At 61.7% G+C, this 10,349-nt stretch carries 14 protein-coding genes; 5 read left to right on the forward strand and 9 right to left on the reverse strand.

Going from position 1 to position 10,349, the window contains the following annotated elements; genetic code table 11:
- Positions 1-80: 80 nt before the first annotated feature.
- Together ACIHAD_RS48460 and ACIHAD_RS48465 are read right to left on the reverse strand one after the other, a co-directional pair.
- Positions 81-1,295, reverse strand: a complete 1,215-nt coding sequence (locus ACIHAD_RS48460) for a tyrosine-type recombinase/integrase (RefSeq protein ID WP_397361673.1) — start codon at positions 1,293-1,295, stop codon at positions 81-83.
- A gap of 4 nt (positions 1,296-1,299) precedes the next feature.
- Entirely contained in the window at positions 1,300-1,893 is a 594-nt protein-coding gene (locus ACIHAD_RS48465) for a hypothetical protein (RefSeq protein WP_397361674.1), read from the reverse strand.
- A 335-nt stretch (positions 1,894-2,228) separates the two neighbouring features.
- On the opposite strand from ACIHAD_RS48465, the gene ACIHAD_RS48470 reads away from it, so the two are divergent.
- The 5 genes from ACIHAD_RS48470 (at position 2,229) to ACIHAD_RS48490 (ending at position 6,415) form a co-directional block, all read left to right on the forward strand.
- Complete coding sequence (locus ACIHAD_RS48470) at positions 2,229-2,450, forward strand: helix-turn-helix domain-containing protein (RefSeq protein ID WP_397361675.1); 222 nt, start codon at positions 2,229-2,231, stop codon at positions 2,448-2,450.
- 77 nt (positions 2,451-2,527) lie between these two features.
- Positions 2,528-3,220 carry a hypothetical protein gene (locus ACIHAD_RS48475; RefSeq protein ID WP_397361676.1) on the forward strand — a complete coding sequence of 231 codons (693 nt, stop codon included), beginning with the start codon at positions 2,528-2,530 and terminating at the stop codon, positions 3,218-3,220.
- A 1,325-nt stretch (positions 3,221-4,545) separates the two neighbouring features.
- Positions 4,546-5,016 carry a hypothetical protein gene (locus ACIHAD_RS48480; protein ID WP_397361677.1) on the forward strand — a complete coding sequence of 157 codons (471 nt, stop codon included), beginning with the start codon at positions 4,546-4,548 and terminating at the stop codon, positions 5,014-5,016.
- Positions 5,017-5,031: 15 nt separating this feature from the next.
- Positions 5,032-5,901 carry a phage capsid protein gene (locus ACIHAD_RS48485; RefSeq protein WP_397361678.1) on the forward strand — a complete coding sequence of 290 codons (870 nt, stop codon included), beginning with the start codon at positions 5,032-5,034 and terminating at the stop codon, positions 5,899-5,901.
- Positions 5,902-6,265: 364 nt separating this feature from the next.
- Complete coding sequence (locus ACIHAD_RS48490) at positions 6,266-6,415, forward strand: HNH endonuclease (protein ID WP_397361689.1); 150 nt, start codon at positions 6,266-6,268, stop codon at positions 6,413-6,415.
- 600 nt (positions 6,416-7,015) lie between these two features.
- Here the strand turns inward: ACIHAD_RS48490 and ACIHAD_RS48495 are convergent.
- The 7 genes from ACIHAD_RS48495 to ACIHAD_RS48525 form a co-directional block, all read right to left on the reverse strand.
- The gene (locus ACIHAD_RS48495) at positions 7,016-7,231 is read right to left on the reverse strand and encodes a DUF397 domain-containing protein (protein ID WP_357972025.1); all 216 of its coding nucleotides are present in this window, start codon (positions 7,229-7,231) and stop codon (positions 7,016-7,018) included.
- Positions 7,232-7,504: 273 nt separating this feature from the next.
- Positions 7,505-7,804 (reverse strand): hypothetical protein, encoded by a 300-nt coding sequence (locus ACIHAD_RS48500; RefSeq protein WP_397361679.1) that lies wholly within the window; start codon positions 7,802-7,804, stop codon positions 7,505-7,507.
- 5 nt (positions 7,805-7,809) lie between these two features.
- Positions 7,810-8,013, reverse strand: coding sequence for a hypothetical protein (locus tag ACIHAD_RS48505; protein WP_397361681.1), 204 nt, complete (start codon positions 8,011-8,013; stop codon positions 7,810-7,812).
- On the reverse strand, positions 8,010-8,414 hold the full coding sequence (locus ACIHAD_RS48510) for a hypothetical protein (RefSeq protein WP_397361683.1): 405 nt from the start codon (positions 8,412-8,414) through the stop codon (positions 8,010-8,012). The genes ACIHAD_RS48505 and ACIHAD_RS48510 overlap by 4 nt, the downstream gene beginning before the upstream one ends.
- Positions 8,415-8,475: 61 nt before the next feature.
- Positions 8,476-9,336: a helix-turn-helix domain-containing protein gene (locus ACIHAD_RS48515; RefSeq protein ID WP_397361685.1), complete on the reverse strand. Its 861-nt coding sequence runs from the start codon at positions 9,334-9,336 to the stop codon at positions 8,476-8,478.
- Between the two features lie 33 nt (positions 9,337-9,369).
- Positions 9,370-9,870, reverse strand: a complete 501-nt coding sequence (locus ACIHAD_RS48520; protein WP_397361687.1) for a DUF6879 family protein — start codon at positions 9,868-9,870, stop codon at positions 9,370-9,372.
- Positions 9,836-10,087, reverse strand: a complete 252-nt coding sequence (locus ACIHAD_RS48525; RefSeq protein ID WP_397361688.1) for a hypothetical protein — start codon at positions 10,085-10,087, stop codon at positions 9,836-9,838. The genes ACIHAD_RS48520 and ACIHAD_RS48525 overlap by 35 nt, the downstream gene beginning before the upstream one ends.
- Positions 10,088-10,349: the final 262 nt, after the last annotated feature.

Genomic DNA, 10,349 nt, shown 5'->3' on the forward strand with positions numbered 1-10,349 from the left:
GTAGTTGGTGTTGGAATGCAGGAGTAGGGCAAAAGCCCGAGGTCAACGCGCCTTTGATGGCGCGGAAGGTCAGCACATCGTCAGCACGCGGCGGCGATGCTGGCCGCCGAGGTAACGGTGCTGGCGTCGTAGCGGCCCTGCATGACGTCAAGGGCGCGGTCCCAGGACTCATCTACCAGGTGGCCGTAAATGGCGTAGGTGATGTTGATGTTCTTGTGGCCGATCCAGCGGGACACGTCGGTGATGGGGATGCCGCTGGCCAGTTGCATGGAGACGTAGGCGTGGCGTAGGTCGTGCGGGGTGAAGTCGTCGGGGAGCCCGGCCGCCTCGACCGCCTTGGCGAAGGTCTTGCGGTAGGTGTTGTTGTCGATGAACCGGCCCCGCCGCCCCCGAAACAGTAGGCCGTCCTCGCCGACGCCGTGTGTGGCGATGTGGGCGGCGATGCGGTCGTTGATGAAGGGCGGTAGGGGTGCGTCTCGGTGGTCGCCCTCCTTGCGGTGCTTGAGCGGCCCGAGGGCGTGTGTCTGGGTGACTTGCTGCCGGACGCGCAAGCGTCGTCCACCGAACATCACGCAGTCCTGATCGACTGCGCGGGCTTCGCCGATGCGCAGGCCGCATCCGGCCATGAGCCACACCGTCAGCGCCCAATCGGCGGGCATGGCGTCAGCCAGAGCGGCGATCTGTGCCCACGTGGGAACGTAGAAGTCACGCGCTTGGGTGACCTCGGGAAGTTCGATGTCGAAGACGGGGGACTTGCCGATCAGTTCCGCTTTGGCCGCCTCGATAAAGATCGCGTTCAGCACCAGGTACGTGTTGTGAATCGTGCCGGGGGCGTAGCCGGACGCGATCAGGCTCGCGATCAGATCTTTGATCATCTGGCGGGTAATCGCGTTCAGCGGAAGATGACCGATGGCGGGGTTGATGCGGTTCTTCAGGGACACCGTGTAGCCGGTGCTGGTGCTGGGTGCCAGCTTGATCCTGGCCGTCAGCCACTTGGCGGCGTAGTCGGCGAAGGTGACCGCTCCGGCTTTCGGGTCGATTGTGCGGCGTAGGCCGCTCACCTTGTCGGACTTGATTTCCAGGATGAACGCTTCGGCGTCGCGCTTCATATTGTGCGGGTAGGACTGTTCTTGCTGCTTGGTGTTGCGTCCGCCGAGTCGGTAGCGCACGGTCCAGGAGTGGCCGCACTTGCCCCAGACGCGTTCGGCGGTCTTGCGGTCGTCGGCCTTGCGCAGGTCGAGCATGCGGGCGGCCTTGGTGTCGGCGCACTCGCACTTTTTGATCAGGCTGGCCACGGGGTCAGTTCTCCTCTTCGTTGGCGTCGGCGAGTAGGGCTTGAGCTTTGGGAGTGAGCTGACCTCCGGCCTTGCCGGGCAGTGAGGCGGTCAGCATGCCGCGCTTGTCGCGGGCGTGGTTCACCCAGTTCTCGGCGGTGCGTCGCTCGACTCCGCAGGCTTCGGCTAGGCGCTGGATGGCCTTGTGCCCTTGGAGGGAGAAGACGACGTACAGGAACGCGATGGCCACGTAAAAGGCGTCTGGGCGTCCGGCCCTGCCGGGGCGGGGCTCTGTCTCGATGGCGTCCTTGACGGCGCGCAGCACGGTCGCGGTGGACCGGCCGAGTCCGCGCATGTTCGCCGTTGCCTCCCAGACCTCGCGTGCCTCACGGGTTATCTCCGTCAGGGGGATGCTCCGCAGAGTGCCGGTGGTGATGCCTGCGAGTTCCTGAGGATCTGTCTCATCACCTGGGGTGATGTGCAGTTCGACGGGTCCGGGGCTGTCGTTGCGCCAGACCGCTACGACCTTCCAGCCGTTCACATCGAGCGTGCGCGTGTAGGTCGCGGTGACGGTCAGGTCTGGGCTCTCTGGGCTGTCGGTGGGGTTGATCTCGTTCATGGGGGCCACCGTACATAAATATGTGGGCTTTGACAACCACACCTCGTTGTCGGAAGCTTGACGGGAGGCCCACGGAGGACCGGCCCTAAACGACCCTCCACGCCAGGCGTGATCCCCGGAGGAGATGTAGCCGAGAGCTACCCCTGACCGCGATCGAACCTCGCATGACTTGGGCAGGCATTCCAGCCTGCGACCCGATTTGTCGTCTCTTTGCCCGTTGCCGGGAATGGCGTGCTGACACGCGCGTCCCGACACGCGGCGACTGTAGGCGTGCCTCTTGATAACTGAATACCTGCAAGCCACTCACCGCATTGACATCACCAATGGCGGCAGGCGTGAGCCTGCCCTGGAAACGAAACGGGGGAAGCGTTTTGAGTAGTGGCGGAAGCAACCGGCTGTTGTCGATAGACGAACTTGCCGACTATCTAGGAATACCCAAGGCCACCGTCTACGACCGGTGGAAGGTGTGGGGCATCCCGGCCTACAAGGTCGGAAGAACTCTGCGATTCCGCGAACGCAATGTCGAAACCTGGTTGGAGCGCAACCGGGCGGCATGACCGCGATCCACCATTACGGCCCGATCACATACAGTCTAACGCCTTTTGCGGGGCGCCTTACCGAAAGGAGCGAAGCATTGACCAGGAAGCAGTTCGAGACCCATCCCCGTACCGTCATGTACGCGCATGACAACTCGAAAGAGTTTTGGCGACGGATGATCGTTCAGGAGCAGTCCCGCAAAGGAGGGCTGCTCACCATCGACGAATGGGAGAAGAACGGATTCATCTACGCCATGATTGTCGTCGGCCACATGAACGGCAACAAAGGAACCACGTGGACGGCGACCAGAACCATAGCTATAGAGGGTGGCTTCTCGTCAACGAGTCACGGGATGTCGTATCAGCGGGACATCCTGTTGGCGCTCGGCTTTCTCACCCAGCACGGCACCCGCCGGGGTGCTCCAGTGTTGTCCATGTCTTTCCCCGAAGCACTCAGGGACATCCCTGCCAATAAGGTAGGGCATCTGCTCTATGAAGACCTTATTGATGGGTGCCTGGCAGGAGATCTGTTGCATACGTCCAATACGGCACCGAAGCGCGTGGAGGAAGCTCATCCGGTACCCGGCTTTCAGCCAGTCGAGGCAACGGAAGGCATAGAGAAGGTCCCCGCTCTGGCTGTGGACAAAGTCGCATCAGCGGAAGCCGTTACACCTGAAGATAATGATCCCGGTTGGCCGGACGACTATGACGACGGCTTCCCCAGCATCCCTAAGCCGGTCCCAACGGCACCGGAACCCGTCAGGCCGCGCCGCGTCGGGTTCATGAGGTAGCACCACCGAGCACCAACCGGCGCTCGACCTGACGCCGGTCCGCACAAACACGCTAAGAGGTGTGCGCTACAGCGGACACGTATCTAAGTATCCAACTATCAAACAATCTAAGAAGCGGGTATCCAAATACCCACTATCTAAGGAGCAAACAAGCGAAGAACCAACAAGCGTGCTGGCATCGGCCAGCGAAGTGGACAAGCTCTTTCATCGGCCAGTTGGAAGGGCTTGCTTCATGTAGATGGTCTTTCGCTTTGCAGCTTCGACCATCCGATGACAAGAGAGACGGCTTGCCGTCGAACGCTTGGCAGCCAAGCTGCCCAATCGACGGCCGATGGAATGAGAAGACGACAGTCGTCGATGGCCGGCGCCAGTCAGGCGCCCCACTCAAGACACCTTTGAACAAATCGGCGCATCCGGTGATTCCGGAATGCGCTCAGGAAGGAATGCAACGTGCCCGAAGGGCAGCCATTCAAGACACAACATCGAGCATGCCGCCACTGCGGCAAGCACTTCCTAGCTCGTAAGGCTTATGGCAAACCAGGCCGGTGGCCGGTCTACTGTTCGACCGTTTGCGGGCGTGAGGCGAAGCTTGCCAAGGATCGCAGTCGGCTCAGGCCGTACGGCCGGTGTCAGCGCTGCCAGCGCCATCGTGATTGCCGGTGGGATTCCGGTAGGTATTGTTCGGCCCTGTGCTTCGGCGTGGCCGCTTTGGTCGCTCGCGGAATCGCTGAGAGCGACGCAGAAGCGCGTATGACTGCGGTTCTGGCATCTTCCCCGTCGCTTGGTTCACATGCCCGCAGGAAGGCACACGGCGGCCCTCAAGGGTTGTCAATCCGCGACCTAGCGACTTTGGCAGCCTTTGAGATCAGGGACGGCTGCTCGGTATCACGGCAAGACGCGCATTTGGGTGGAGGGCACCTAGGCCCCGATGAGGGACGCACATCAATTCGCATTCCTACCAGTGTCACAGCACGGGACCCCTGGTTTGAAGCAAACCGGGAATGGTGGATCATTCCTGAGGTTGAAGTGCTGCGGGCGCAAGCCGCGTAGGCGTGTAGCGGAAACTATTAGTGGAAGCCAAGCCAAGGGGATTCCAAAGTAGGTCGCCATTGCAAGTCGGCCCCGTCGTGTAGCGGCGGGGCCTTCTTGTTTCTATCGCTAGGAGAGACGTTGCTCACCCATGACGACATTGCCCACTTGACGCCCGGCGAGCTTGCCCACCGATATTTCAATGAGCAGCTAGACCACCTGATCGGAAGCCTTGAAGTGAGTGACGCCGACGAGAACGGTGTAATCACAGGCGTTATCTATGACGTGAGGTAGCGATGACAGACACCACCGCAACGCCCGACTCTACGTCGGATATCACAGCGCGATACAGCTTTCCGCCCGAGCATGTAGGCGGTGGGCAGAGCAGCGGCAACCAGACCTCCGACGATGTCAATGACTCAGCGCCAGGCGACGCCCTCGGCGAGGCTCGCAAGCAGCTTGCGCGAACGCATATCGCACTTGCCGCTACGCGGGCAGGCGTTGACGTTAGCGGCCTGGCCGACTATATGAACGTGGATGCGTTTCTTGCCGAAGATGGCAGCGTAAACGCCGACGCCGTTACGACGTTCGTTGAAAGCCTCGCCCCTAGGCGGCCTGCGTTTGATCAGGAAGTAGCGAAGACTATGGGGGTACGCAACAGCGAACCTCTACGCGATTTCACGAAGCCGCAGGACTTCAAAGGCTTGACTCGCCAACAGATTGAAGCGCTCGTAAAGAGCGGCAAGCTAGACAAGCTAGTTCGATAGAAAGGAAGAATCCAGTTGTCCATCATCCCCTCGCAGGCAGATTCGTTCATCCCCGAGTATTGGTCTGCGCTCCTGCTTACGTCCCTCAACGTGAACGCTGTTGCGTCGTCGCGGCTGGCGACGAACCGCGACTATGAGGGGGATGTGCGTCAGGGCTCCAGGGTGCATATCAACACGCTTCTAGACCCTGAGGTGAAGCCTTACGCGGGCGGACCGCTGACGACTGGCCGCGTTGCCACGACTGCGACTGAACTTGCCATCACCGAAGGTGATTACTTCAGCTTCACCGTGAAGGACGTTGAGAGGGTCCAGTCTGCCGGTAATCTTGCCGGTACAGCTACGGCACAGGCAGGCCGCAAGATGCTTGAGGCTGCGGACCAGTGGGTCGCCTCGCAGATGATTGCCGGTGCTGGTACTAAGAACGTGGCAGTCAGCATTGCCGCAGGCGTGAACCAGGGCGACGCCCTATACGAGGCCGTCGTTGACGAAATCGTTCTGACTCTAGATGAGAGCAAGATTCCTGAGAGTCAGCGGTTCATCATCGTAACCCCTCGAATCAAATCAATGCTTCTAAAGTCGAGCAAGTTCATCGACGCTTCCCAGTACGGTTCTTCGGACGCAATCCAGAATGGGGAAATCGGAAGGTTTGCAGGGTTTACGGTTCAGATGACTACCAACATTCCGCAGACCACTGCGGGCAAGTATGACGTTGACATCATCGCCGGACACCCAATGGGGACGACGTATGCCGACCAGATTCAGGAGACTGAAAGTCTGCGCGATCCTGAGGATTTCGGCCACATCATTCGCGGACTCCACGTCTACGGGGCAAAGGTGATCCGCCCTCAGGCTCTTGTGACTGCGAAGGTAACTGTCGGCGCCTAGCAAGGGTGGGGGTACCCCCACGATTCAGGTATTGGGAACGGTGCGAGGGGGTGGCCGTCGTTGGATGTACGGGACTGGGACTTGCGCCCCCCGGCGACGCTCCACGCTGCGTAGCGGCCGGCTGACCTGTGCGTAATCAGCGGTTGGCGCTGATTCTGGCTGTCGAGAAAGGCCGAAAAACGGCCTGATTTTGAGGAGAAAAGCGATACCGAGAGCTAGGCAGATTTGCAGCCGTGCGGGCTGCATTCAGATCGTCGTGAAGGCGGGCAAGTGCGCCGACCATCAGGAGGTTAGGGCGGTTGGCTGGCGGAACTCTGACCGCCGTTCCCGGCTTCCACCGAACTGGTCCACGTTGCGCGTACGCGTGTTGCGCCGTGACAAGTTCACGTGTGCAGTCTGTGGTGACGAGGCGAACGAGGTTGACCACATCGAACGGGGAGATAACCACGACCCGTCGAACCTTCAGGCCCTATGCGGGTCGTGCCACAAGCGGAAAACGCTGAGGGAGCGCTAGACGGCCGTGAAATAGCCGGTGAGCGCATGACGAAAGCCCCCTTGGGTCCGTTGGACCCTTGGGGGCTTTTCTGTGTTCTGGGGTGCTTGAGAGCCCCGGTACGTGAAATCGGTGACGTACCGGCTGCCCGGCCTGCGATCCTTCAGCGCGCTATCGGGCACGGATGGTCCACGTGCCGATTCGGGCAGCAGATCACACCGATCGTCAGGAACCGGCCGCCTTGGAGCCATTCGCCCCACTGGACATCCACCCCACGGGGCAGCAGATCGATAGCCGTGGATAGACGCGCCACCACAGGTATCCGGTCACTGTCTGGTCGTTGTGCCGCATACTCCGCTGCCATCCACTCACCGGCTTTGGTCGCGTCAACGAACGTCTCGGCGATTCTCGATCGTGGCTTGGCCAGCCATTCGCCTGTCCGCATGGGCGGTAGCGGTGAGGTGGCGAAGTCCGCCGAAGTGGTCCGGCGCTCAGCCTCGTGCTTCAGATCAGCACCGTTGCCGATCCACGTGTATGCGTGCCAGTGCATCGTTCCCCGTACATTCGATGGGGACGGCCCCTGCCTGATTGAGCCGGGCAGGGGCCGTCTCGGTGGCGGTACTAGATGGTGGTCATGCCTGCGGCGCGTAGCTCGTGTCCCGTGAACCGGAGAGTCCCGGCGTCCGGGTTCTTCGAGTCACGCAGGGCGAACGTGTCGGTCTCGCCCGGAATCTGGGCGATCTCGACGCAGGACTCGCCCTCGCCGTCCTCGTTGTTGTTGCCGCCGCACAGGCGGCGGAACTCCAGGTGGCCGAGGTCCTTGGCGTACAGGTCCATCTGTCTGCCCTCCTTCACTCGGGCCCGGCGGCCCGAGGTGGTGGCACGACTGGTGACGGGGTTCGTCGGCCACCAGTCGCGCGTTTTGGGGAAGCCCTGGCCGTACAACCTGGGGTATGCGTCTGCGGAAGGACGGCCAGGACCCCCACCCCGGCGGGGAAGAACGCGTGCCGGGGGTACTGCACCCCGGCTGAGGCTTGACGGGTCAGTCAACGGTTCTCAGCCGGGGCTGCCTCTGGGTGCGCTTCACCGTCCGTTACGGCCGGCTGCACGTCATGTAGCCGTCCTCTCCTGCTTCCCCTCAGCGACGGCGGCCATGAAGTCGGTCAAGAACTCGCGAAGTATCTCTTCGGCACGTTGTTTCGCCTTGTCGGCGTCTCTGAACTCTTCGGCGGGGCACGGGACTCCCGTTCGATCTGGCAGTCGAGGGGAGAGCCTGTAGGTGCCTGCCGAGTACGTGAGCGAGAACGCCTTGATCTCGCCGACGCGGCCATACTCGGTGTTGGCGAAGTTGGACGGTCCCCACTCGATTGCAAGCGTTCTCGCGGTCCGTCGTAGCGCGGGGGCCGCCATGAGTGCTAGCCCTTGCTCGTGGGCCGAGGGCCGTCTTGCTGGGCAAGCTTCGCGGCCAGCTCGTCGAGGCTGCCCGCAATCACGGTGTTGAGCCAGTGCCCGATACGGGGGCGCTCGATCTTGCGCCACGCGGCGGCGCCGTACGTAGGAAGCGGCTCGATCTCCCACGTCTTGCCGTAGGCGTCGCGAAGCTCCTCAACGGTGGTCATGTTGGCTGCCCCATGTGAAGGCTGATTTCCAGGGCAACGTTCTCCGGCTCGTCTCCCGAAACGATCCTCATACGGTCGGCAAGCGGTTGGTTGTCCTCGCCGACGCGCGCCAGCTCAACCATGTAGCTTCCCGAGCGTCCCCCGACGCTCACCGTCGCGACCTTCCATCCGGCGTTCGCGTAGACGACCAGTTGCGGGGGATGGCATAGCCGCTCGACGGAAGGTTCCGGTTTCGTCTGGCAGTGGATCAATGCCCGCTTGACCAGTTGCGCGTTAACGTCCAGGCCCTCTAGGTGAGGCAGTACAAGATCGAGGGCGGCATTCTGGACGTTCGCGGCGCTTTCGGATAGGGGCTTACCTAGGGTGTCTTCGGCCGAGGGGGCGGCGTGTGTGAGGACCATACCTCAACGGTAGGAGCGCGCGTTCCGACAGCTCCATGAACTTGCGGATACTTGCAGGCACCTAATCAAATGTGTCCATTGCCCGCTTGATTAGGGCGCGGGCGTCTCGACCGAAAACTGCCATCTCATGGAAGCGTGTGAACGTGTCGGCGTACATGGCGATCTCTCGCGGTTGAGTGATCGTTAGGAACCCCGACACCAGCTCGACGTTGGCCTGCACGTTGTCGAAGATGTAGAAGTTCTCCACAGGCCAGCGGCCTGCGCGCTCCGCCTCGGCCGGGATCACGCCCAGCGAGACAGCAGGCAAGGCCATGGCTTCCAGCAGATAGCCGAGCTGCCCGATCATCACCTCAGGCCCGCCTCGTCGATAGGTGAGCGCTGCTGCCTCCAGGATGAAGGCGAACCTGTGGTCGCCCTCGTAGAGGATGTGCTGACGGGCCATGCGCTCAGCGACGGCATCGGCGACGTCATCCACTGGGACGTCTCTGCCGTCGCGGATGGCTGCAAGGGTTGCGGTGGTGTACCCGGCTGTCTGGAGGAGGCCAGGTATGACGTCTTGGCAATAGGAGCGGTACAGCCGCGTACGTTCGTACAACTCCCGCACCGCGACGTTCAGGTAGGTCAGGCCGGTCTTCTCTGCTCGCCGCCAGTCCAGCCAAGCAGAGTCCACGGCGCGCAGTTCGGCAACAAGCTCAGGGAGCAGGCCAGGTACTCCACATGCCTGCACCCAAGCGGCCAGGTCACTTTCGGACGGCTGCTTCTTGGCGTTCTCGATGCGAGAGGTCTTCGCTTCGTGCCATCCGGCCAGCGCCGCAAGCTGCCTGGCGTTCAGGCCCGCATCAAGGCGGATCTCACGTAGCCGTGACGCGAGCGCCTGCCTGGCGGCTTGGGCGCTGGAACTGGGGGAATGCGAGCTGTGCATAGTCTTACGCAGGCGTCGTGATCAGGGCTGCACTCAGAACTCGTACTCCGAATGGTCTGTCGCGCGATCCCATGCAGCCGCAAAGGCTGCGGCGCAGAGCTTCACCGTGTCGGCGTCGTCGGTCTCGTCATTGGAGACCCATGCGCCGTCCCCGGCGAAGTGGCAGAACTGCACTAGACGGTCATCGAAGATCCAGACATCGTTCCCTGGCAAGGCCAGGTCGGATGCCGACCGACGGGGAAGCCACCTGATGACTTCCCCTGCCGCGAGATTGACGCCGGGAGTAACGGCGTGCTCGAAGGTGATGTACCTGCTGACAGGTTCCGACACGATGCGAACTCGATGCATGGCCACGCCTCTCTTGGTGGCGGACTGAGCCGTGGCCGTCCACTCGGAGTACTGACGGACGGCCTCATCAAGATCTCCGGCTTCCCAAGCCAGAAAGCCGGGATCGCCTGTCATGTACTGGTCACGCATCTCCAGCTTGAACGCAGTGCGCTCACACGTCGCCAGGAGTTCGCTGAAGTCCGTCACGGCATGCCTCCATGATGATCTCGATCATGCGCGCCGGAAGGCGCACGACCGATTCGCTGTCCAGGATCGGGCTCTTCTCGTTAACCCACGCGAGTACCTCGGGGTCCGTTACGGTCGCGCCCTGGAAGAGGAAGTCACCCGTTTCGGGGTCCCTGAAGACGGCGGGGCAGTTGTTGCCCGGGTTGTCGGGGTCCTTGCCGTAGAACGCTAGCGCCATGATGGTCTCCTACGTTTGGGGCTTGCGACTCCTTGCGCACTTGCGAGCCTGAACCCAACCGGGAAGATCGTCAAGGGTTAGTGAGAATGTCGTCAACGCTGGGTCAGCACAACGTCAGCACGGGTGCTGACAACAGGCATGAGCAACCCGGAACAACAAGAAGCCCCAGACTCACGATTCAGGCCGTGAGCTGGGGCTTTATCTTGTGTTTGACCAGGTCAGACCTGGCATGGTATGGCGGATATAGGTAGTTGGTGTTGGA

Source organism: Nonomuraea sp. NPDC052265, assembly GCF_044547985.1.
In the GTDB taxonomy this organism is placed as follows: domain Bacteria; phylum Actinomycetota; class Actinomycetes; order Streptosporangiales; family Streptosporangiaceae; genus Nonomuraea.